This window comes from Nocardiopsis prasina DSM 43845, assembly GCF_000341265.1.
GTDB lineage: Bacteria > Actinomycetota > Actinomycetes > Streptosporangiales > Streptosporangiaceae > Nocardiopsis > Nocardiopsis prasina.
The window spans coordinates 1-22,930 of the sequence record NZ_ANAE01000002.1 but is presented as its reverse complement, the minus strand read 5'-3'; the positions used below and the strand labels follow the sequence as shown (position 1 = coordinate 22,930).

The window sequence follows — 22,930 nt, the reverse complement described above, 5'->3', positions numbered from 1 at the left end:
ACTGGGAGGGCACGGACATGACTGGCACGTTGGCGCGGGTGACCGCGCGCATATTGGAGCGCAGGCACGTCACCCGTTCGGGGGTGACCCGGATCAGCCTCGTGGCGGCGGTCGGCGCGGCGGTCTGGTTCAGCCGGGCCGACCCTGTCGGTGCCGTGGCCGGGTCGGCCCTGCTCGGGCTGATCCTGTGCTGTGACGCCGTCCGCGACCGGATGCGCGCCCACCGGCGGGACGCGCTCACCCTCTGGACGGTGTCCATGGTCGCCCAGCTTCGCGAGTACGCGGTCTACGTCGGCCTGGCGTTCGGGGCGGCCGCCGCCGGCTTCGCCAGCGCCTGGGGGTGGGCTGCCGGGGCGCTGATCGCCCTGGCCCTGCGTGACGCGCTTCTGGTGGCCCGCTCGGCCCCTCCGGCGCCCTCGAACCCGAAACCCCTCACCCTGCCCTCACAGCGTCGCCCTGAGGGCCTCCGGCTCCCCGAGCCCCGCGTGCCCCGGCCCCGGAAGCCCTCCGAGGTCGCCGGGGAGGCCGCGACCGAGACCGCCACCAGGTCCCGGCCGGTGGTGGACGGAGCCGAGCGCGCCGAGGCCCCCGGGACCGCGGACCTCTCCCTGATCGGCCTGTCCCGCCTGGCGATGGCCTTCGACCAGCCCACCCGCTTCCTCGTCATCGCCGTCGCCACCGTCGCCTTCGACGCGCGGATCGCCTTCCTCAGCCTTGTCGTCGGCTGCGCCGTGGCGATCACCGGAGAGCTGGTCGGCACCTCCTCGCGGGAGTCCCGCCCATGAGCGCGCCGGAACCGGGTCCGGGAAGCGGCCGTACCCGGGGAACCGTGCGCGAGGGGTTCGGCCCGACCGTCCCCGACCTCCGCGTCCTCCGTGATGACAGTCACATGGGTCTGCTGCTGGGGAGGCTGGTGCCGGGCCTGGCCCCACCGCTGCTCACCACCGTCGCCGGTGCCGTCGTCGTCCTCGTGCTGATCGCGGCGGACGGGGGACGGCTGACAGGCATTACCCTGTTCGCACCGGTCGCTGCCCTGCTACTGTCCGGTCTGGCCTCGGGCCACCCCCACGACGGGCGGTACGACTGGCTCGTACCCCCGCTCCTGCGCGTCACCGAGTACAGCTACCTGACGGTGGTCGGGCTCGCGTCCGGTGTGCCCGGTCCCCTGGTGTTCGTACTCTTGGTGACGGTCGTCTGCCACCACCGTGACGACGTCGCACGTCCCGCGGTCGGTGTGAGCCGACCGGCGTGGGTGCGCAGCGCCGCGCTCGGCTGGGACGGCCGCATGATCGTCATCGCGGTCGGGGGCGCGTTGTCCGCCCTCACCGCCGCCTACGGCATACTCGCCGCATACCTGGCGATACTGCTCGTTCGCGAGGCCGTGCGCACCTGGAGCGCCACACCGGTGTCCGACGTCCGCGTCAACACCGCGAAGGAAGGCGGCGACGGCGCCGACGTCCTGGGGGATCACCCGATCACCCGCCAGGGAGACGGGGGCCAACCGGCCGCCGGAACGAACGGGGAGGCGTGAGAGCCTCCTCGAACTAAGGAGGAACACGCCCTCATGCTCGGAATGGTTCTCGCCGCAGGCGCGGGGCGCCGTCTGCGTCCCTACACCGACACCCTGCCCAAGGCCCTGGTTCCAGTCGACGGCGAGACGACCATCATGGACATCTCGCTGCGCAACCTGGCCGCCGCCGGGCTCACCGACGTCGTCGTCGTGGTCGGTTACCGTGCCGAGGCCGTGGAGGAGCGCAAGGCGGCGCTGGAGGAGCGCCACGGCGTCAAGCTCACCCTCAGCTACAACGACAAGGCCGAGGAGTGGAACAACGCCTACTCCCTGTGGACCGCGCGCGAGTTCTTCTCCGAGGGCGTCCTCCTCGTGAACGGTGACACCGTCCACCCCGTCAGTGTCGAGGAAACGCTACTCGCCGCCAGGGGGCCGGAACTGCTCCTCGCGGTGGACAACGTGAAAAACCTGGCCGACGAGGAGATGAAGGTGACCCTCGACGAGGACGGTCACCTCAGCACCATCACCAAGCTCATGGACCCCGCGACCGCCGCCGGTGAGTACATCGGCGCCACCCTCATCGAGGGTTCGCTGGCCCCGCGCCTGGCCGACGCCCTGAAGGCCACCTGGGAGCGCGACCCCCAGCTGTACTACGAGGACGGCTACCAGGAGCTCGTCCGCCGCGGCGAGAAGATCTCCGTGGCCCCCATCGGCAAGGTCGACTGGGTCGAGGTCGACAACCACGACGACCTGGCCAAGGCGAGGGAGATCGCGTGCCACTACTAGCCCGAATGCTCCCCTCCCCGCTGGCGATCGACGTTCGCCGGGGAGCCATCGCCTCGCTCGGGACGGTGCTGGCCGACCGCCGCATCGCCACCGAGGGACGCATCGCCGTCGCGGTGGGCCCGGGCCAGGGCGCGCAGATCGCCGCTGACCTGGACCTGCCGCAGTGCGAGGTCTTCCAGGTCGAGGAAGGCACCGTCGACGCCGCGACCGAACTGGGCAAGAAGCTGCGCTCCGGCGCCTACGAGGCTGTGGCCGGTATCGGTGGCGGCAAGACCATCGACGTCACCAAGTTCGCCGCGACCATGGCGGGCATCCCCATGGTGGCCGTGGCCACGAACCTGGCCCACGACGGCATCGCCTCCCCCGTCAGCTCCCTGGAGCACGAGGGCGGCAAGCCGTCGATCGGCGTCACCATGCCCATCGCGGTCGTCATCGACGTCGACTACGTCCAGGCGGCGCCCCCGCACCTGGTCCGGTCCGGCGTCGGCGACGTGGTCAGCAACATCTCGGCCATCGAGGACTGGGAACTGGCGGGGAGGGTGAACGGCGAGCCGGTCGACGGCATGGCGGTCACCTTCGCGCGTGTGGCGGCCGAGGCGGTCCTGCACCGCCCGGACTCCATCGACTCCGACGGGTTCCTCAAGGTGCTGGCCGAGGGGCTGGTGCTGTCCGGCATGGCCATGTCGGTCGCCGGGTCCAGCCGTCCGGCCAGTGGCGCCTGCCACGAGATCCTGCACGCCGTCACCCAGCTGTACCCGGGCACCAGCAACCACGGCGAGCTCGCCGGGCTGGGCGCGCTGTTCGCGTCCTACCTGCGAGTCAGGCACCTGGACTGGCCCCAGGCGCGGCTGGAGGAGATCAGGAACTGCCTCATCCGCCACCAGCTGCCGATCGTGCCCTCCGACGTCGGTCTCGACGAGGCGTCGTTCGCGCGCGCGGTGGCCCACGCCCCGGGCACCCGCCCGGGCCGGTTCACCATCCTTGAACACCTGAACCTCTCCGAGGACGAGATCGGGCGGAGTGTCGCGGACTATGTCGAAGCCGTCGGTCGCTGAGGTCCGCGCGGGCGGCCAGCCCGCGGGGATCAAGGAGCGCGTCAACGAGGAGCACTGGGCGGGTCGTCTCTACATGAGGGACATCTCCCCGTACCTGTCGACGTTCTTCGTGCGCCTGCGCGTGCCGCCGAACCCCATCACGTACCTGATGATGGTGTTCGGTGTGCTCGCCGGGGTGATCGTGGCCTTCGGCGGTCTGTGGTCGGCGATCCTCGCCGCGGTGTTCGTGCAGGTCTACCTCCTGTTGGACTGCTCCGACGGTGAGGTGGCCCGGTACACCGGACGCACCAGCGTCGCCGGGATCTACCTGGACCGCATCGGGCACTACGTGTCCGAGGTCGCCCTGCTCGTCGGCCTGGGCATCCGAGCCCAGGGAGAGTTCGAGGCGGGCGGCTGGGTGATCCTGGGCATGGCCGCCGCGCTCGGTGTCGTCCTCATCAAGGCCGAGACCGACAACGTGGTGGTGGCCAGGGCCAAGGCAGGGCTGCCGGAGAAGATCACCGAGGAGGCCATGCGGCCGAAGTCCTCGGGACTGAGCCTGGCCCGCCGACTCGCCTCGGCGCTGAAGGTGCACCGCCTGATCCAGGCGGTGGAACTGTCCCTGATCGTGGTGGTGGCGGCCGTGGCCGACCTCCTCCTCGGGGACCTGCTGGCCACCCGTGTACTGGTCGTGGCCTGTGCCGCCGTCGCGGTGCTGATGAGTTTCGCGCACTTCGTGAGCGTGCTCGCCTCCCGGCGCCTGGAGTAGCGCCGCGCCGACGCGTGACGTCATTGACGGAGCCGCGGACGTTACCCCGTCCGTGGCTCCGTACACGTCGCTTTTATTCTTTCGTTAGTCTGTTCCTGCGAACGTTGACATGTGTCCACCTGTCAGCCGCACGTCGTCCACTGAACGGTCGCAACCATGGCCACACCCGTGATCCCTCCATCTCAAGGCTCCGGAGCGCCGACGGCGCACGACAACCGTGCGCCCAGAGCCGAACGGAGCAGCTCCGAGGTGCCAGGAAAGCCCACACTGTCCTGCGTCCTGCTCACCATGGGCAACCGTCCGGCCGAGCTGCGGCGTGCGATCACCAGCGTGTTCGAGCAGCAGGGTGCCGACGTCGAGGTGGTCGTCGTCGGCAACGGCGCGGACCTGCCCGAGCTGCCCGAGGGCGTCACCACGGTGCGCCTCCCGGAGAACGTGGGCATCCCCGCCGGTCGTAACGAGGGCGTGCGGGCGACCAGCGGCGACGTCATCCTGTTCCTGGACGACGACGGCTGGTACCGGTCGATGGACCTGGCCCGGCACGTGCGCGACCGCTTCGCCGCCGACCCCACTCTGGGTGCGCTGTCCTTCCGGATCGCCGACCCGGACGGTGGGCCCGACCAGCGCCGTCACGTGCCCCGGCTGCGCGTGGGGGACTCCCGCCAGTCGAGCGTGGTCACCACTTTCCTCGGCGGGGCCAGCGCCGTGCGCCGCACCGCCTTCGACGAGGGCGGGGGCCTGCCGGGCGAGTTCTTCTACGCCCACGAGGAGACCGACCTCGCCTGGCGGATCATGGACGCCGGCTACACGATCGAGTACGACGCCGAGGCCGTGATGTACCACCCGGCGGTGGCACCGACCCGGCACGAGAACTTCTACCGGCTCAACGCCCGCAACCGGGTGTGGCTGGCCCGCCGCAACCTGCCGTGGCCCCTGGCCTTCGCCTACCTGGGCACCTGGGTGGGGCTGACCCTCCTGCGCGAGCGGAACGGCGCCGCCCTGAAGTCGTGGTTCTCCGGTTTCCGCGAGGGATGGCGCGAGGACGCGGGCCCACGCACGCCGATCAGCTGGCGGACCGCCTGGCGGATGACCCGGGCCGGTCGGCCCCCGGTCATCTGACGGACCACCGACCCGCCGCGCGCGGGGCGGCCCGCCGATCGGGCGGGAGACAGACGAAGACAGGCTCGGGGGCGTCGGCGCCGACGGTGCGCGCCCCGTGGATCGCTCCCCAGGAGCCGGACCGACGCTTTCGGACCGGCTCCTGGGGAGCGTTCGTGTGCGGGGCCCGGTCTGCCCGGCTCCCCTGGAACCGACCAGACTGTTGCTTCTTGACAATAGTTGACGATGTGGGCATTGTTCTCGAGTGGGAGGGGTACCGGGCGGCGGCGGTTCACGCCGTGCGCAATCCCAGCCGCTCGTGTTCGGCCTCTCCGGTGTCACCGTCGACACGGTTCGCCGCCTCCTGGAAGGCGGCGAGGCCCTCCAGCAGCATCGCCCGTTTCCTCGGGGGCATACGGGCGATCACGGCGTGGAGCTCGCGCTCCCGCCGGGCGCGGAGGTCCCGCATGAAGGAGCGCCCGCTCTCGGTCAGCCAGACCCTCAGCTCGCGACGGCTGCTGGGACTGGAGGTCCTGTGTACGAAGCCGACCGCCTCCAGGCGGTCACACAGTCTGCTGACAGACGGAGGGGTGGAGCCCAGACGATCGGTGACGGTCCGCAGGTTCACGCCGTCCTCGTCATCGAGGATGAACAGGACCTTGAGCTGGGACGCTGAGACCGGTGCTGTCGCGAGCTCGCGCCCCCGGCCCCACAACACCTCCATCAGCTCGGTCGCCTCGGAGGCGACGCGGGCGGCGTCATGTGCCTTCTCCTGGGATTCAGCGCTCACTTTCCAGCCTCACCACATCGCGGTTGTGAGTGGGACCCGCGCCTTGGACGGCGGCCGGGTATCTCCAAGACCATAACGGAACGCCCGGTTCCGCGCCCGCCGCCCGTGCCCTCCGGAGAGCCGGAGGGGACGTCTGCTCCCCCTGACAGAAAACACAGGTTGACGAATTTGAACGGTTACGAGGCAGTCGTACGGGCCCTCCAACAGGCCAGGCCCGACGGTCTGCTGACCGCGTTGCGCGGAGCTGTGACCGAGTACTTCGAGGCGCTGGCGGTGGACCTGCTGCTGGCCGACTACGGGATGACGTCCCTGTGCCACGTCACCGAGCCGGGGGAGGAGCCGAGCCACCACTCCCTGTTCAACAGCACGGACGGGAGGGTGTTCGGTTCCCAGGAGCGGCTGGTCGAGGGGTTCCCGGGCGCCGGACGCTCGGTGGTGCGCCTGCCGGTGAGCGTACGCGGCGACCGGACGGGCGTGCTCGTGGTCGAACTGCCCGTCGTCGAGCCGGACCCGCGCGTGCTCGGGGACCTGGAGCGGATCGCGCGGGTCCTGGGCCACGAACTGCTCGTCGCCGAACGGGACACGGACCTCTACCGGACGGTCCGGCGCCGCGACCGGCTCACCCTGGCCGCCGAGATCCAGTGGGACCTCCTGGCCGGGCGCGCCTACGAGTGCCCGGAGTACGGGCTGGGGGCCCAGCTGGAGCCGGCCTACGCCATCCGCGGCGACAACTTCGACTGGTCCGCCGGGGGCGACCACCTCGTCCTCAGCGTCACCAACGGCATGGGCGAGGGCATCGAGGCGTCGCTGCTCACCAGCCTGGCGGTGAACGCGCTGCGCAACGCCCGCAGGGCGGGCATCCCGCTCGCGGACCAGGTCGCCCTCGCCGACCAGGCGGTCTACGCCCAGCACCAAGGCGGGCTCTACCTCGACGTCCTGTTGCTCTCCTTCGACCAGACCACCGGTGAGGTCGAGGTGGTGGACGCCGGGTCACCCCGCCTGTACCTCCTGAGGGACGACGCGGTGGCGCACTTCCCCTTCGAGGCGCAGATGCCGCTGGGGATGGCGGAGGACACCGTCTACACGACACAGCGCTTCACCGTCCAGCCGGGGGACCGGCTGGTCTTCGTCAGCGACGGGGTGTTCGAGGCCTCCGGCCCCGGCGCCGACACCTTCGGGCAGCGCGCGCTCGCGCGCTCGATCCTCGCGACCCGCCTGCTGCCCGCCGCCTCGGTCCCCCAGGAGATCCTGCGCAACCTGAGCGGTTACCGGCACGGGGAGCGGAGCGAGGACGACGCGCTGGTCGTGTGCCTTGACTGGCGGGGCAAGGTGTGAGTCCCCCACAGGGGGAACCACAGTAGGGAACCGCCCCCGGGCCGGACATTTCCTGGGGAAGAGAGACGAGCAGATCGCCCAGCGCTGGGCCGACCTGCCGCTCTTCCAGGCGGTCTTCACCGTCACCCGGGACGAGGCGGTGGAGGCCTGTCGCGCCGTACCGGAGTCCCTGGGCCAGGTGGCGGAGAGCGGCGCGTGAGCGACACCGATGCCCCGGGGTTCGGAAGGCGGGGCGCCGTGTGGGCACCCCGCCCCTCGCTCGCGGTGGGATCAGATCTCGGTGACGGCCGCTTCGTAGTCCAGGCGGGGGAGGCGGTCGAACCAGGCGTCCGGGCCGGGGCGGCCGATGTTCATCACGACCACCGGGGTCTGGGTGGAGTCCGTGCCGAAGAGCTCCTCGCGCAGGCCCTCGGCGTCGAAACCGGTCATGGGGCCGGCGGCCAGACCGGCGGCGCGCACGCCGACGATCAGGTAGGCGACCTGGAGGAAGGCGTTCCGCAGGGCCATGTCCTCGCGGGCCTCGACCGGCATGCCGGAGAAGTTCTCGCGGGCGTCCGGCAGGACGGGGAAGGTCGTGGGGAAGTGCTCGTGGAAGGAGCTGTCCGCCGACAGCACCAGGGCCAGCGGGGCCTTGGCGGTCTTGGGCGCGTTGTTCCCGCCCATGTGCTTGACGAGGCGCTCGCGGGCCTCGGGGGAGCGGACCGCCGTCACGCGGAGCGGCTGGTTGTTCATCGCCGTGGGGCCGAACTTGACCAGGTCGTAGATGGCGCGCAGTTGCTCGTCGGTCACCGGTTCGTCGGTGAAGGAGTTGGCGGTGCGGGCGCTGCGGAACAACAGGTCCTGCGCGTCCTTGGACAGGACGAGGGCGTCACTCATAGGGAAACCTCAGCTGTGCTTTTGCGGTTCATGGCGTGCCGCTGGGGGCCGACAACCGAGCACAACATGGTTTCCCGGGAAGTTATTTCAACAGAGAACTGTCGGTGAGGTCACTCTCTCACTCGCGCTGGGCGACGGCCGACGGGGCGGCGGCTGCCGGGCCGGGGCGTACGCGGACGCGGTATGGACGGCCTCGGTCCGTTCGCCTCGGCGACCCACTCCTCCAGCTGCTTCACGAACAGACGCGCCTGCACCGGCCAGTGGAACGAGGTCCGAGCGATCCGGTGCCCTGTGCGGGCGTACTCCTCGCGCTGCGCCTGGTCGTCCCTGAGTTCGAGCACGGCGCGGGCGGCGGCGGCCGGGTCCTGGAACGGCACGATGACGCCCGCCGCGCCCTCCGGCCGTTCGGTCACCAGGGCCTGGGCCATCGGGTTCGGCGAGGTGACCACCGGGAGTCCGTGAGCCATGTACTCCACGACCTTGGTGGGCAGGGAGTGCCGGTAGTTGTCGGTGTCGTGCAGCAGGCTGATCCCGGCCAGGGCTCCCGCCGCCATGCGCAGGGCCCGGTCGTTGGGCACGAAGCCGTACCAGTGCAGGGCGTTCTCCTGGTGGGCGTCGCGCAGAAGCGGCCGGATCTCGTGGTCGGCGCCGCCGATGACCTCCAGGCGCACCCCGTGGTCGCGCAGCTGGCGGCCCATCTCGATCAGGTCGTGGGCGCCCCGGGCCCTGGAGAGCTGGCCCAGGTACACGACACGGTCGTCACCGGGCGGGCGGAGCGGGGTGTCGGGAACCTCGGTGGTGTTGGGGACCACGGGATGCGCGCCCTGGAAGCGGGGGCGGTACCCCTCCTCGGCCAGCAGCAGGCGCATCCTCCGCTCCGCGCGCCGCTCGAACCTGCGCACCACGGAGCCGAGCGGCTTGCGGAGCCGTTCGGGGATCCAGGCCTTGGTGAGCAGCGCGGCGGGCGTGTCCTCGTGGACGTCCCACACCGTCACGGGGCGTCTGGTCGGAAGGGCCAGCAGCAGTTCGGGGTCGTGGAAGAGGAGGAGGTCGGCCTCAGGGGCCAGCCGTGCCAGCGCGGTCCGGGCGGCCCTCAGCGAGGACAGCCGGTCCCGGCCCGAGGCGCGGGGGACGTCCACGGAACGCACCTGGTCCCAGGGCGTCACCCCGCACTCCCGGAACGGCGCCACGTACGTCACGGTGTGTCCGGCGTCGACGAGGGCGCGGATCTGTCGGTGCAGGATCCGGGCGTCCTCGGGGTGGTGCACAATCGTGGCCACAAGCGCGTGCATCGGGTTCACCTACTTATGTCACCGTTTGTACGACTCGTCCGTATTCGATGATCCGCCCCGAGGGTGCGGAATCAGCTGAACGACACGGTATTCACCAGCGGAAACACGCCGAGGAAAGCTGAGTGGACGCGTGGGGTGATTCCGGTGAACCCTTCGTTGGGTCACCGTGAACGCACGAAGGCACGCCGTCGAACGCGCGGTGGCGTCCGAAGCGGCGTGCCTCGGTGGTACCGGATCTAGCGGCTGGTCAGAGGATCTGGACCCCCTCGCGCTGCACGTGGCGGCGCGCCTGCGAGGGAACGTCGGCCACGGCGTCGGCCTCGGGGTCCGAGCGGCGCAGGACACCGCGGGTGTCCAGCAGCAGCCGGGCGAACTCGGTGAGCAGCTTGGGCCGGTAGTCGGCGTGGTCGGTGAGCAGGATGGTCAGGTCGGCCTCGGCCATCGCCCGCTCCAGGTCGGTGGAGCGCGGCACGTCCGTCCCGTCCACGTCCCAGGAGTCCACGTGGGGGTCGTGGTAGGTCAGCGTGGCGCCCTTCGCCGCCAGCTTGCGGGCCACCGGGCGCGCGGGCGACTCACGCTGGTCGGCGATGTCGGCCTTGTAGGTGACGCCCAGCAGCAGGACCTTGGATCTGGAGAGCGCCAGCCCGGACTCGTTGAGCAGCTCCTGTGCGCGCTGTGCCACGTAGCCGGGCATCCGGCCGTTGATCTCCTGGGCCAGCTCGACGAACCGGAACGGGTAGCCGAGCGTCTTGACCTTGTAGGAGAGGTAGTTCGGGTCGATGGGGATGCAGTGACCGCCCACGCCCGGGCCCGGGTAGAACGCCTGGAAGCCGAACGGCTTGGTGGCGGCCGCCGCGATCGAGTCCCACAGGTCGATGCCGAGCTCCTGGCAGAAGACGGCCATCTCGTTCACCAACGCGATGTTCACGTGCCGGTAGGTGTTCTCCAGCAGCTTGGCCATCTCGGCCTCCCGGGTGCCGCGCGCCCGCACCACGGTGTTCACGAAGTTCTCGTAGAACGTGGCGGCCGCCTCGCCGCACTCCTCCGTGAGCCCGCCGACCACCTTCGGAGTGTTGGCCACGCCGAAGGTCGGGTTGCCCGGGTCGATGCGCTCGGGTGAGAAGGCCAGGTGGAAGTCGGCGCCGGCGACCAGGCCGGACTCCTCCAGCAGCGGCCGGACGACCTCCTCGGTGGTGCCCGGGTAGGTGGTCGACTCCAGGATCACCAGGGTGCCCGGTGACAGGTGCCCGGCGATGGCCCTGGCGGCCGAGGTGACCGCACCCAGGTCCGGGCCGCCCTCCGGGGAGAGCGGCGTGGGAACGCAGATGACGATGGTGCGCGCCGTCGCGAGGCACGCCGGGTCGGTGGTCGCGCTGAACCCGTGGGACAGCATCGAGGCGACGTCGTCCGTCGACAGGTCGTCGATGTGCGACTCGGACTTGTTGAGACCGTCGACCACTCGCGTGCTGACGTCGAATCCGGTCACCCTCAGTCCCGCTGAGACGGCTTCCGCCGCCAGCGGTAGACCGACGTAACCGAGGCCGAGGACGACGAGGTCGCTGGCCGAACCGGAGCTCTGCTCGGGGACAGTGGCTGGGTTGGAGGCTGCGGCATCCACTTCGCGGTCACACTCGCATTCATTTCGTGAACGGGCGCAAATAGTCGAGGACTGCCATGGGTCCACCATTCGGAGTGCAGGACGTCCGAGTGTAGGTAGACGTTGTCCTCGGTTACGGGTTCTGTCCTGGTTCGGACATTTTTCGAATAAGAACCCGATACGCCTGGCTGTAGCGGTATGCGGCCTCGGTCCACGTTCGGTTGGCTCCGACACGCTCCTGACCAGCTTGACCGTAGGACGTCCGCTTTTGATGACTGTAGGCGAGATTTGTGAGGACATCAGCTAGACGTGCCGATTCGCCCGCCGGAATTAACTCGCCGGACACCCCCGGTTCCACGATCTCTCGCAGCGCCGGAAGGTCACTCGCGACAACAGGAAGCCCACCAGCCATGGCTTCCACCGGCTTCAACGGTGTCACCAAGCGGCACACGCGTTCATCAAGTCGTGGCACGGCGAAGACGTCCAGCGCGGCGTGGTGGTGGCGGACCCGGTCGGCCGGGACCCGCCCGGGGAAGTGCGCCGCACCGTCCAGCCCCAGCCGCTGGGCGCGGTCACGCAGCGTGGCCAGCTCCGGGCCGTCCCCGACCACCAGGGCGTGGGCGCGCTCCCCTCGTTCCCGCATGGCCGCCACCGCGTCCAGGAGCACGTCCAGGCCCTCGTAGCCGAAGCAGCTCGTGGTGGTGCCCACCACGAACTCCTCCGGTCCGATCCCCAGCTCCTTGCGGACCTCGTCTCCCGAGGGCAGCGGATCGAGGAACGACTCGTCCACCGCGTTGGGGACCACCAGCAGCCGCTCCCGGGGCACGCCGCGCGCCTCGATGTCGGCGCGCATGGTCTCCCCGAGCGTCACCACCAGGTCCGCGGCGAGCATGCACTCGGTCTCGCTGGCGCGTTCGGCCTGGTAGAAGGCATCGTCCACGCTACGGGAGGGATCCCGGGACAGCCAGGACTCCTCCAGGAACCCCCGCACCTCGTAGACCACCGGCAGCCCGAACCGGCGGCCCAGTTCCAGGGCCAGCCGCGCGTTGTGGTGGTTGCTGGCCGCGTGCAGCACATCCGGACGCACGGTCCGCACCAGTTCCGACGCCATCCGCAGCCCCGCCGCCAGCTCGTCGGCGTGGTCGCCGGGCGCCGTCCACGGAAGGAGCCGGTGGTAGGGGATCCCGTCCACCCGCACCAGTGTGCGCGGGTCCGGGACCCCCTTGGTCAGCGGATACCCGGCACGGGTGGCCACGTGGACGTCCATCCCGGCGTCCCGCTGCGCCACCGCGATCCGGTGCGTGCGCTGGGTGTAGCCCGCGTTGGTGTGCGGAAGCGCGTTGGTGACCAGGTGCAGCACCCGCACCCCCGCCCCGGGCCGCCCCGGGTCCACGGCCACGCGCCAGCCTCCGCCGTCATCCGAGCCGGTGGCCGGTCGCTGAGCGTTCACCGTGTCGTCAGGCCGCGTTGGCGCACCGCGGGTTAACGTGAACCCGTGACGGTCAGGCGAAACGGACGGGGACGCGGGGACGGCACGTCCCGTGGCCAGTGCCGTCCGATACTCCGCCGAGGTCCTGTGCGGCCCCGGAGGAATACGTTCGACCAGCTCACGGGCGGTGTCGGCGTCTCCGGCGGCGAGAGCCGCCGAGACCAGGCGCCCCACCCTGCGGGGAGGGGAGTTCGTCGCGGCGGACAGCAGGACCTCGCGTGCTTCCTCGCGCCGTCCCTGGTCCCACAGGGAGTAGGCGCGCGGCAGCGCGCCCGAACGGGCGGACACGGCACGCGCCGAGGTCCGCACGGGGCCGGGCATCAGCCGCAGCGCCAGCAGCGGCAGGCGGGCCGGATCGGAACGCAGGTGGTGCCAGGCCAGGGTCGCGGTGAAGGTCACCGCCCTCGGCCAGAGGACGCGCGAACGCGGAACACGGGGTTCGGGATTCTGGGAGTCATGCACGGTCAGTCACACAACCACGTGGACGTGGCCGGATGGTGACAACACGGCGACACGGACGGGACGGCTGGGGCAAAGAACTCCGTCACCCGGACCGCGCGCGCCGCGAACCGCCCGGCCGGGACCCCGGCCCACACCAGCACAGCAGTCACCCCCACCAGAAGCAGAAGGAAACAGCCGTGGCAACGAGTGCGCCTCTTGGCAGCCAGGACACCGGGATCGTGCACGTGGTCGGGGCCCGCCCCAACTTCGTGAAGGCCGCTCCGGTCGTCTCCGCCCTGCGCGGGCGGGGCGCGCACCAGACGGTCCTGCACACCGGTCAGCACTACGACGACCGCATGTCCGCCGTCTTCTTCCGAGACCTCGGCCTGCCCACCCCGGACGTCGACCTCGGTGTCGGCTCCGGTTCGCACGCAGCGCAGACCGCCGCGCTCATGGTCGGCCTGGAACGCGAGTTCACCGCGAACACGCCCGGGATGGTCGTGGTCTACGGCGACGTGAACTCCACCGTGGCCGCCGCCCTGGTCGCCGCCAAGCTCGGCGTCCCCGTCGCGCACGTCGAGGCCGGCCTGCGCTCCTTCGACAACACCATGCCCGAGGAGATCAACCGGAGGGTCACCGACCAGCTCAGCGACCTCCTCTTCGCGACCAGCCCCGAGGCGATCGGCCACCTGGCCACCGAGGGGGTCTCCCCGGATCGCGTCCACCTCGTCGGGAACCCGATGATTGACACGCTCCTGGGCAACATCGACCGCTTCGACGCCGACGCCCTGCGCGACCGCCTCGACCTGCCCCAGCGGTACGTGGCCGCCACCCTGCACCGGCCCGCCAACGTCGACGACCCCGCCAACGTCGCCCTGCTCACCGAGCGCCTGCACGAGATCGCCGACCTCACCGACGTGGTCATGCCGGTGCACCCGCGCGGCAAGGCCGCCTTCGACCGCGCCGGGCTGGGCGACCACCCGCGCGTGCGCCTGCTCGAACCGCTCGGCTACCTCGACTTCGTCGCGCTCACCCGGGGCGCCGCCGCAGTGGTCACCGACTCCGGCGGGGTCCAGGAGGAGACGACGATCCTCGGCGTGCCCTGCCTGACCCTGCGCCCCAACACCGAACGCCCGATCACCATCACCCACGGCACCAACCAGCTGGTCACCGAGGCCGATCTCCTCCAGGCACTGGGCAAGGTCCTGGACGGCCGGGCCGTGGAGCGGATCGGCGACGTGCCGCCGCTGTGGGACGGTCACGCGGGCGAACGCATCGCCTCCGTCCTCACCCAGTGGTCACGGTGACCGGCCGTGTTCCCCATCCGCGCGGGCGCCCCCCGGCACCCGGACCGCACCACGGACACCCCGGTGTCCCGACCCGAGGTTTCCCGAACCGAGCACAAGGTGGCAGACCGTGAAACGGCGTGAACAGAGCCAGACCGAACAGCTTCGGCAAGCCCTGGCCGAGCGCGAGGCCCAGCTCCAGGAGGCGCAGGCCCGCCTGGCCTCGCTCGAGGGATCGACCTCCCTCCAGGTGGGCCGCGCGCTCACCGCCGCCGCCAAACGCCCCGGCCGCTCCCTGGTCAGGCTCCCGCGCGACCTCTACCGGCTGTGGCGACGCAGCGGCAGCACCAACCACGCCGAACGCCGCGGCGTCGAGCCCGTCCGCTCCTTCGACGCCGACCGGCAGGAGGCCCGCCTCCTCACCGGGCTGAGCGGCGGCCGCGAGGACCTGCTGGTGGTCGCCACCGTCCTCGGTCCGGCCGTGCAGAAGGCGGTCGACCCCTACCTGCGTTCGGTGCCGCTGCGCCCGCACGACGCCCAGATCGTCATGGACGCCGTCGACGTCGACCTGCTCCTGGTGTCCACCTCGGCGGCCGCTCCCGGGTCTCCCTGGGCTCACGTGGGTGACCCCGCGGCCGTCGACCGCACCCGTGCCCTGCACTGGGTGCTGGAGTCCGCGGCCGCGCGCGGCATCCCCACGGTCCTGCTCGACGACGCCCCGTCTCCGCCCGCCCTGCGCCAGCTCGGCTTCGACCGCGTGCACAAGGGTGACGCCGGTGTGCCGTTGCACCTGTTCAACCCCGTGGCCGCCGAACTCGTCTCCGGCCCCGAGGCGGTCTTCGTCCGCACCTCCCCGGACCAGCCGGTCCCCGACGTCCTGGTGGACCTCGGCGTGGGCGTGGTGGACGCCGACTCGCCCGAACTGCCCGACGCCCTGCGCGCCGCCAACGTCGCCGTGATCCCCGAGTCCGGCCACGGCGACCTGCGTCTGCGCCGCCGCGCGTGGGCCTGCGGCACCCGGGTGGTCTCCCACCCGGCCGTGCCCGTTCCCGACGCCGAGGACCTCGCTGTCACCGTGCCCCGACTGCGCGCGGAACCGCCCACACCCCGTGAGGTGCGGGCCATGCTCCGCCAGGTGTTCCTCGACGAGGCGGCGCCCGTCCGGCTGGTCTCCCTTCTGGAGGGCCTCGACTTCCCGTCGGGCACCCCCGGCACCGAACTCCCGCTGAGCGGCCGCGGGGTCGCGGTCCTGGCCGACCCGGCCTCCGAACCTGAGGCCGACCGCCTCGCCGACGACCTCCTCGGCTCCCGTCTGCGCCCAGCCGAGGTGGTCGTCCCCGACACCGCCGCGCGGATGCCCGGTGTCCAGCGCCTGCGGGCCGAGGGCCTGACGGTGCGCGCGGTCCGCACCACCGCCCCCGACACTCCCGAGGAACTCACCCGCGAGGGCACCCGGTCCCAGGTCGGCGGGTTCGAACCGGAGCACTGGGCGGCCCTGGCCGAACGCGCGGCCTCACCGTGGGCGCACCTGTGGACCGCCCCGGTCGGCCGTCACCGCCTGGCCGACCTCGCCTGTGCCGCCGAGTGCTCGGGCGCCGACGCGGTCGGCACCCCCGACACCGGCGACCAGAAGACCCCGGGCCTGGGGGAACGGGGCTTCTTCGACCGTGACACCGGTGGCAGACAATACGTGTTCGTCACCTCGGTCACCCCGGAACTGGCCCGGACCGATCTGCTGCGCCGGGGCTGGCTCCCGGCGGAGTGGAACCGGCGCGGCACCCGGCTCCTGGCCCTCGGACCGGACCACGGGTCCGGCACCGACGGCGACAACGAGGGACCGACCCACGCCGACGCCTCGACGGGTGCGGTCGGTTGACCACCGCCACGCCCGAGTCGCCCCCGACGGGCGCGCGCGGCGCGGTAGTACGCAACACTCGGGCCACCCATCAGCATCCGAAGGGAAGAACGTGAGCACAGCTCCTCCGCGCGCACTCTTGTACGGGGACGTGGACCTGAACATCATCGACGGCTCGGCGATCTGGGCGCAGTCGATGGCGCAGGCCCTGGCGGCGGCGGGTTGCGAGGTCACCCTGCTGCTCAAGGCCCAGGTCCGCACCGACCGGCTCACCGCGCCGCTCACCGCGAACCCCAGCGTCCACCTCGTCCGTCCCTACGAGGACCGACTGCTGTCCGACCTCGGACCGCGCGGTCTCACGCCCGAGCAGGCCGTGGAGATCATGGGCGGTCTGCACTCGCGCAGGCCCTTCGACCTGGTCGTCGTCCGGGGCCGCCGACTCGCCGGGCTGGCCGCCCAGGAGGAGAGCCTGGCCGGGAGGCTGTGGACCTACCTCACGGACTTCCCGCACAGCGTCGGCGAACTGTCCGCGACCGCCACCGCCGAGCTCACCGACATCGCGCTGGCCTCACGGTTCGTGCTCTGCCAGACCGAGGAGCTGCGGGCCTTCCTGGAGTCCACGGTCCCCGCCGCCTGCGGCCGGTCCGTGCTGTTCCCGCCCGTCGCGGTGGTGCCCGAGGGGATCGCCGCCGAGGGCCAGACGCACGCGCGCACCCGCCTGGCCTACACCGGCAAGTTCGCGCCCCGCTGGAACACCCTGGAGATGACCGGGCTGCCCGAGGAGCTGGCCCGGCTCGGGGTGGACGCCGAACTGGTGATGATCGGCGACAAGATCCACGCCGAGCCCGCCGACTGGGCCAAGCGCATGCGCAGGGCCCTGGAGAGCACCCCGCACGTGGACTGGCGAGGCGGCATGGCCAGGGCCGACGCCCTCAGCCAGTCCGCCGAGTGCGACTTCGGCCTGTCCTGGCGCGACCCGGACATGGACTCCAGCCTGGAGCTGTCCACCAAGGTGCTGGAACTCGGCGCGCTCGGCCTGCCTGTGGTCCTCAACCGCACCCCCATGCACGAGGCCCTGCTCGGCGCCGACTATCCGCTGTTCGCCGGCGAGGACACCGCCTCGGTGGCAGCGGTGGTCGCCCGTGCCTACCACGACCGCGCCGTGTACACCGAGGCCGCCGAACGCTGCCGCAGGGCCGCCGCGAACCACACCCTGGAACGCGCCGCCGAGCGCCTGCGCGGATACCTGGCCGAGGCCATTCCCGCGGCTCCCGAGGGCACCGACCCCGAGCGCCCGCTCAAGGTGGTCATCGCCGGGCACGACCTCAAGTTCTTCACCCGCCTGGCCGAGTACCTGGACTCACTGCCCGGCCTGGACGTACGCATCGACGAGTGGGAGGGGCTGAGCACCCACGACCAGTACCGGTCCCGGGAGCTCGCCTCCTGGGCCGACGTGGTCATCTGCGAGTGGTGCGGGCCCAACGCGCTCTTCTACGCCAAGTGGAAGCGCCCCGACCAGCGGCTGATCGTGCGCCTGCACCGCTTCGAGCTGTACGCGGAGTGGCCGCGCCGCCTGGACATCGCCAAGGTCGACGCGGTCGTCTGCGTGAGCCCGCACTACGCCGACCTCACCCGCGAGCTCACCGGCTGGCCCGCCGAGAAGGTCGTGGTGCTGCCCAACTGGGTGGACGACCGCCAGCTGGACCGCCCGAAGCTCGCCGGGGCCGAGTTCTCGCTCGGCATGATCGGGATCGCACCGTCCCGCAAGCGCCTGGACCGGGGGCTGGACGTGCTCTCCGAGCTGCGCCGGATGGACCCGCGCTACACGCTGTCGGTCAAGACCAAGCAGCCGTGGGAGTACTGGTGGATCTGGAACCGGCCGGAGGAGCGCTCCTACTTCGAGCGGGTGTACCGGCGCATCCAGCGTGACGAGAACCTGGCCTCCGGGGTGGTCTTCGACGGCTTCGGGCCGGACGTGGCCACCTGGCTGCGCCGGGTGGGGTTCGTGCTCTCCACCAGCGACGACGAGTCCTTCCACCTGGCCCCCGCCGAGTGCGCGGCCTCCGGTGGGGTCCCGGCGCTCCTCGCGTGGCCGGGTTCGGACACCATCTACGACCCGCACTGGATCCACGACGACGCGGTGGCCATGGCCGAGTCCATCCACACGACCGTCTCCGAGGGCCGGTTCGTCGACGAGAGCGAGCGGGCCCGTGCGGAGGTGACCGCCGTCTACGCGCTGGAGCGGGTCCGGGGGATGTGGAGCGATCTGGTGGTCCGGGGCGAGACGCCCGCCGCCCAGGGGTCCACCGCCCACGCCAGCGCCAACTAGGCCCCCGCATCGATGTGTGCAGTTCGCACTTCGCCGTGAGCCCGGGGCTGGGCGAGCGGGCGTGGCTCCTCAGCCATGGCCGGGGAGCCAACGGCCCGGCTCAGCCACGGGCGTGAGTCCCGCCCTGAACCTTCGGCACAAGGGGGGTGCCTTCGTTCGGGTGCCGCCAGGGTTCTGCAAGAGGAGTCGAGCCGCCAGTGAGGGACGAACCAGGCGTGGTTGAGGATGAGGAATCCCTGGCTACTTGGGCGCCTGAACACGCATCGAAGCGGAGCGGAGGTGCAAGGAGACACACGTTCGGGCGCTGCCAGGGTTCTGCAAGAGGAGTCGAGCCGCCAGTGAGGGACGAGCCAGGCGTGGTTGAGGATGAGGAATCCCTGGCTTTCTGGGCGCCTGAACACGCATCGAAGCGGAGCGGAGGTGCAAGGAGACACACGTTCGGGCGCTGCCAGGGTTCTGCAAGAGGAGTCGAGCCGCCAGTGAGGGACGAGCCAGGCGTGGATGAGGATGAAGAATCCCTGGCTTTCTGGGCGCCTGAACACGCATCGAAGCGGAGCGGAGGTGCAAGGAGACACACGTTCGGGTGCCGCCAGGGTTCTGCAAGACGAGTCGAGCCGCCAGTGAGGGACGAGCCAGGCGTGGATGAGGATGAAGAATCCCTGGCTACTTGGGCGCCCGAACACGCACCGAAGCGAAGCGGAGGTGCAAAGAGACACAGCGAAGCGGCGGCCCAAAGAAGCACGATCAGACGGGCCCCGTCATCTTCGACAGCCCCCCCGCCCCGGCGGGCAGGAACAGCGCGAAGGTGGTCGGTCTGGTCTGCACCAGTTCCACCCTCGCGCCCTCGGACTCGGCGATGTGGCGGGCCAGGGCGAGTCCGAGACCGGTTCCGCCGCCTCCGCTGACCTCGCGTTCGAAGATCCGCCCGGACAGGTGCTCGGGAACGCCCTCACCCTCGTCGCTGACCTCTATGCGCACGGACTGACCGGTGTCGAGGCGGCGGATGGTCACCGTCCCCGCACCGTGCTTGTAGGCGTTCTCCACCAGGGTCGCCAGGATCTGGGCGAGGTCGGTGGGGACGGTCATGGCGGTCAGTCCGGGGTCCCCGGTGACGAGGAGCCGGCGCTTCTCCTGTTGGAAGACGGGCGACCACTCGGCTTGGAGGTGGTTGAGGACCGGGTCGAGCTCCACCGGTTCCACCTCGGGGTTCTGGCTCTTGCGGGCGCGGCCGAGCAGGCTCTCGACGGTCTCCACGAGCCGTTCGGTCTGGGCGAGGGCGGCCTCGCCCTCCTCCCTGACCACCTCCGCGTTGCCGGACTCGGCGATGATCTCCTCCAACCGCATGGTGAGCGCGGTCAGCGGTGTGCGGAGCTGGTGTGAGGCGTCGGTGGCGAAGTGGCGCTCGGTGGCGATGAGCCCGGCGATGCGTTCGGCGCTGCGGTCCAGCACCTCGGCGACGCGGTCGGCCTCCGGGATGCCGTAGCGGTGCCCCCACGGCGTGGTGACCCCGGAGCCGAGACGTTCGGCGGTGGCGGCGAGGTCGACCAGCGGCAGAGTGAGGCGGCGGGCCTGGAACATGGAAAGTCCCACGGCGACCCCGATGGCCAGCAGGGACAGTGAGGCGATCCCCAACCAGGCGCGGACCACGCTCTCCTGCACGTCCTCGCCGTCGCTCCACACTTCGACCCTGGTGTCGCGGCCGGTGGTGACGGTGGCCCTGAGCAGGCGCGGTGAGTCCACGGCCTCGGGGTTCAACGCGGGATCGCCCGCTGTCACGGCGGTCGGTTCGCCCGCGGGCGTGATGCGGACGAACCTGTTCGGGTGTTCCCGATCGAACTCCGCCAGGTCCAGCTCGCCGTGGAGCTCCAACATGTTGTCGCTCTCGGCGCCGATCAGTTCGGCCTCGCCCTCAAGCTGCCGACTGGCCTCGTCGTGCACCAGTTTGTAGGTGAGCGCACCCAGGGGCAGCCCGAGCAGCATGACGGCGATGACGGTCACCACCAGGGTGGAGAAAACCATCCGCCTGCGCATGTCACCTCACGTCCGTCCGACCCCCTGGGCGGTCGACTGGCAAGCGCGTCGAACCCAAGGTCGTGTCAGTCTCGTTCGAACCGGAACCCCACGCCCCGGACGGTCGTGATGTAGGAAGGCTGGTTGGCGTCGTCGCCGAGTTTGCGGCGCAACCAGGAGATGTGCATGTCCAGGGTCTTGGTCGACCCCCACCAGTTGGTGTCCCACACCTCCCGCATTATCTGTTCTCGCGTGACCACCTTGCCCGCGTCGCGCACGAGGACGCGCAGCAGGTCGAACTCCTTGGTGGTCAGTTGGAGCTCGCGGTCGCCCAGCCAGGCACGACGAGAGTCGTTGTCGATCCGGACACCGTGGACCACCGGTACCTCGGCCCCGCCACGCCGCAGCAGGGCGCGGACGCGGGCCAGGAGTTCGGCGAGCCTGAACGGTTTGGTCACGTAGTCGTCGGCACCGGCGTCGAGGCCGACGACGGTGTCGACCTCGTCCGCTCGGGCGGTCAGGATCAGGATCGGCGTTCCGTGACCCTCGGCGCGGAGCCGACGTGCCACCTCGAGGCCATCCATTTCGGGGAGCCCGAGATCCAGGACCATGAGGTCGATGTCTCCCGCACGGGCGCGGTCGAGTGTCTCAATGCCGTTGACGGTCACGTCTACCGTGTAGCCCTCGCGTCGGAGTGCGCGCGCGAGAGGCTCGGAGATCGAGACATCGTCTTCGGCCAGCAAAACGCAGGTCATGGAGCCGATCGTAGGTCCAGGGTGGCGCATTTCCCTATTATGCGCGCCGGATGGCCCAAGGTTGGCCGAAAATACGCGAATCACATACCGGTCAAATAGTGCAAATAGCTATCAGCAGCCCTTTCTTTGCACGTTCTTGGTGAAACTGGGAAGCTGGAACGCGGGGTGTAGGAGTGCCCTTCGCCAGAACTCACCTGACAGCAGAGGAGCCAGGACGTGAATCCCCACCCGCCGCCCCCGGGCGGTAACGAATTCGGCTTTCCTCCGCAGGGCCCGCCCCACCCGACGCCGCCTCCCAGGGGGCGGTACGGAACCGGCCTCGTCGCGGTGCTCGCCGTCATCGCGATCCTGGCCGGGGCCTCCTTCCTCGGCGGCGGACTCGCGCTGGGCGGCGTCGTGACCGGTCGGATCGCGGCGGAGAGGGAGCCCGAACCCGCTCCCGCCCCGATCCCGTCGCCCACACCCGAGGAGTCCCCGAGTCCGACCGAGGACCCCTTCCCCAGCCCGGAGCCCACCGAGGAGCCCACCACCGTCCCCACGCAGGAGCCGGAGGAGTTGGCGACCGTCGAGGACATCATCTCCGAGCTCAGCGGAGACCACGGTCTCGAGGCGGGAGTGGACAAGACCGACGAGATCTGTGACGCCGAGGAGGCCTTCGCCTGCACGGGCGCCATGGACACCAACCTGGCCCGCATCATTGCCTTCGAGGACATCTTCTCCGCCTCGATCGTCATCGCGGGGCTGCGCGCCCAGATCGAGGAGGACGACAACGACGTGGTCGACGCCCAGAACGCCTGCCACATCGTGTTCATCTGGTTCGAGGGCAGCGGCACGGACCAGTCCGAGCGTGACGACATGACCGGCGACGCCAGGAACATCACCGGTTGCTGACCCTCCGAAACAGCAACCGCGTCGTAACGCGTCCCTTTGAGCACTCTGAGTGATGATAGGAGTGGCAATGGTGGTGTTGGTGGTGGTTGGCGGTCCCGCGTGACCGCACCCCACCGGACCCGTCACCCAACTCGGACCCCGAACCCGGTCCGGGGCACGTGAGGAGTGTGGATGGTGCGGCGCAACGACAAGGCCGGAAGCCGACCGGGTGGTCCGAAGGGCCCGACCAGACCAAGGGGGTGGGGGGAGTGGCGGGGGGCGGGGACACGCCTCGGGGCGCCGGCCGCCCTGACCCTGGCCCTCGCGGTCTCCCTCCCGACCGCGTTCGCGGCCCCGGCCGCCGGGCACACCGCCGCGGAGGCCGTGCGCGTGGAGACTCCGGTGGCCTCCTCCGCTGACGACGCGGTCAACCAACCGGAGGCCACCGCGTTCTCCCGCCGGCACTACTACTCCACCTGGCGCGACGCCCGGACCTACTGGTCCCAGGAGAGCCGCTACCCCACGGGCGGCTGGCTCTGGGCCGGACGCCACTACTTCTTCTGCCAGGTCGAGGGCGAACCGCACTCCGACGGCGAGGACGGCTACTCCACCTGGTGGGCGCTGACCGACGACGACACCGGAAACCGGGACGTCTTCGTCAGCGCCACCGCCTTCAGCAACAGTGAGCCATGGAAGCCGATCGAGGGGCTGCCCCGCTGCTGACCGCCCCCGCCCGCTGGACCGGCCCCACACAACGGCGCGGGCCCGCCCGAGTCTTCACTCGGACGGGCCCGCGTTCACTGTCCGG

The 22,930-nt window shown here is 70.8% G+C and carries 19 protein-coding genes; 12 read left to right on the top strand and 7 right to left on the bottom strand.

All coding sequences use genetic code 11. The features are described 5' to 3' along the window. The first annotated feature begins 17 nt into the window (after positions 1-17). The 6 genes from D452_RS0100110 to D452_RS0100085 all read left to right on the top strand — a co-directional run bounded on the left by D452_RS0100110 (position 18) and on the right by D452_RS0100085 (position 5,218). Positions 18-785 (top strand): hypothetical protein, encoded by a 768-nt coding sequence (locus D452_RS0100110; RefSeq protein ID WP_026128831.1) that lies wholly within the window; start codon positions 18-20, stop codon positions 783-785. After that, positions 782-1,531 (top strand): DUF5941 domain-containing protein, encoded by a 750-nt coding sequence (locus D452_RS0100105; RefSeq protein WP_017542151.1) that lies wholly within the window; start codon positions 782-784, stop codon positions 1,529-1,531. Before D452_RS0100110 ends, D452_RS0100105 begins: the two co-directional genes overlap by 4 nt. Before the next feature lie 33 nt (positions 1,532-1,564). Continuing rightward, positions 1,565-2,296 carry a phosphocholine cytidylyltransferase family protein gene (locus D452_RS0100100; protein ID WP_017542150.1) on the top strand — a complete coding sequence of 244 codons (732 nt, stop codon included), beginning with the start codon at positions 1,565-1,567 and terminating at the stop codon, positions 2,294-2,296. A 5-nt stretch (positions 2,297-2,301) separates the two neighbouring features. Further along, positions 2,302-3,351, top strand: a complete 1,050-nt coding sequence (locus D452_RS0100095) for an iron-containing alcohol dehydrogenase family protein (protein WP_017542149.1) — start codon at positions 2,302-2,304, stop codon at positions 3,349-3,351. Further along, complete coding sequence (locus D452_RS0100090; RefSeq protein ID WP_017542148.1) at positions 3,329-4,099, top strand: CDP-alcohol phosphatidyltransferase family protein; 771 nt, start codon at positions 3,329-3,331, stop codon at positions 4,097-4,099. Before D452_RS0100095 ends, D452_RS0100090 begins: the two co-directional genes overlap by 23 nt. Positions 4,100-4,387: 288 nt before the next feature. Next, the gene (locus tag D452_RS0100085; protein WP_017542147.1) at positions 4,388-5,218 is read left to right on the top strand and encodes a glycosyltransferase family 2 protein; all 831 of its coding nucleotides are present in this window, start codon (positions 4,388-4,390) and stop codon (positions 5,216-5,218) included. 271 nt (positions 5,219-5,489) lie between these two features. Here D452_RS0100085 and D452_RS0100080 read toward each other — a convergent pair whose 3' ends face one another. Further along, entirely contained in the window at positions 5,490-5,987 is a 498-nt protein-coding gene (locus tag D452_RS0100080; protein WP_017542146.1) for a MarR family winged helix-turn-helix transcriptional regulator, read from the bottom strand. A gap of 168 nt (positions 5,988-6,155) precedes the next feature. Here D452_RS0100080 and D452_RS0100075 point away from each other — a divergent pair, with 168 nt between their 5' ends. Further along, positions 6,156-7,322, top strand: a complete 1,167-nt coding sequence (locus D452_RS0100075) for a PP2C family protein-serine/threonine phosphatase (RefSeq protein ID WP_026128829.1) — start codon at positions 6,156-6,158, stop codon at positions 7,320-7,322. Positions 7,323-7,592: 270 nt separating this feature from the next. On the opposite strand, the gene D452_RS0100065 is transcribed toward D452_RS0100075, so the two are convergent. From D452_RS0100065 to D452_RS0100050, 4 genes are all read right to left on the bottom strand, one after another. After that, complete coding sequence (locus D452_RS0100065) at positions 7,593-8,198, bottom strand: malonic semialdehyde reductase (RefSeq protein ID WP_017542143.1); 606 nt, start codon at positions 8,196-8,198, stop codon at positions 7,593-7,595. A 110-nt stretch (positions 8,199-8,308) separates the two neighbouring features. After that, the gene (locus D452_RS0100060; protein WP_017542142.1) at positions 8,309-9,490 is read right to left on the bottom strand and encodes a glycosyltransferase family 4 protein; all 1,182 of its coding nucleotides are present in this window, start codon (positions 9,488-9,490) and stop codon (positions 8,309-8,311) included. 247 nt (positions 9,491-9,737) lie between these two features. Further along, positions 9,738-11,108 carry a nucleotide sugar dehydrogenase gene (locus D452_RS0100055; RefSeq protein WP_017542141.1) on the bottom strand — a complete coding sequence of 457 codons (1,371 nt, stop codon included), beginning with the start codon at positions 11,106-11,108 and terminating at the stop codon, positions 9,738-9,740. Between the two features lie 112 nt (positions 11,109-11,220). After that, entirely contained in the window at positions 11,221-13,038 is a 1,818-nt protein-coding gene (locus D452_RS0100050; protein WP_040692598.1) for a glycosyltransferase family 4 protein, read from the bottom strand. A gap of 176 nt (positions 13,039-13,214) precedes the next feature. Here D452_RS0100050 and wecB point away from each other — a divergent pair, with 176 nt between their 5' ends. From wecB to D452_RS0100035, 3 genes are all read left to right on the top strand, one after another. Next, positions 13,215-14,324 (top strand): non-hydrolyzing UDP-N-acetylglucosamine 2-epimerase, encoded by a 1,110-nt coding sequence (gene wecB, locus D452_RS0100045; protein ID WP_026128828.1) that lies wholly within the window; start codon positions 13,215-13,217, stop codon positions 14,322-14,324. A gap of 109 nt (positions 14,325-14,433) precedes the next feature. Next, positions 14,434-16,179 (top strand): hypothetical protein, encoded by a 1,746-nt coding sequence (locus tag D452_RS0100040; protein ID WP_017542138.1) that lies wholly within the window; start codon positions 14,434-14,436, stop codon positions 16,177-16,179. A gap of 118 nt (positions 16,180-16,297) precedes the next feature. Further along, the gene (locus D452_RS0100035) at positions 16,298-18,487 is read left to right on the top strand and encodes a glycosyltransferase (protein WP_017542137.1); all 2,190 of its coding nucleotides are present in this window, start codon (positions 16,298-16,300) and stop codon (positions 18,485-18,487) included. A 744-nt stretch (positions 18,488-19,231) separates the two neighbouring features. On the opposite strand, the gene D452_RS0100030 is transcribed toward D452_RS0100035, so the two are convergent. Next, positions 19,232-20,518, bottom strand: a complete 1,287-nt coding sequence (locus D452_RS0100030) for a sensor histidine kinase (protein WP_017542136.1) — start codon at positions 20,516-20,518, stop codon at positions 19,232-19,234. Between the two features lie 65 nt (positions 20,519-20,583). Then, positions 20,584-21,252 carry a response regulator transcription factor gene (locus D452_RS0100025; protein ID WP_026128827.1) on the bottom strand — a complete coding sequence of 223 codons (669 nt, stop codon included), beginning with the start codon at positions 21,250-21,252 and terminating at the stop codon, positions 20,584-20,586. 327 nt (positions 21,253-21,579) lie between these two features. Here D452_RS0100025 and D452_RS0100020 point away from each other — a divergent pair, with 327 nt between their 5' ends. Further along, positions 21,580-22,143 (top strand): hypothetical protein, encoded by a 564-nt coding sequence (locus D452_RS0100020; RefSeq protein ID WP_026128826.1) that lies wholly within the window; start codon positions 21,580-21,582, stop codon positions 22,141-22,143. A gap of 171 nt (positions 22,144-22,314) precedes the next feature. Then, entirely contained in the window at positions 22,315-22,845 is a 531-nt protein-coding gene (locus D452_RS0100015) for a hypothetical protein (RefSeq protein ID WP_026128825.1), read from the top strand. Positions 22,846-22,930: the final 85 nt, after the last annotated feature.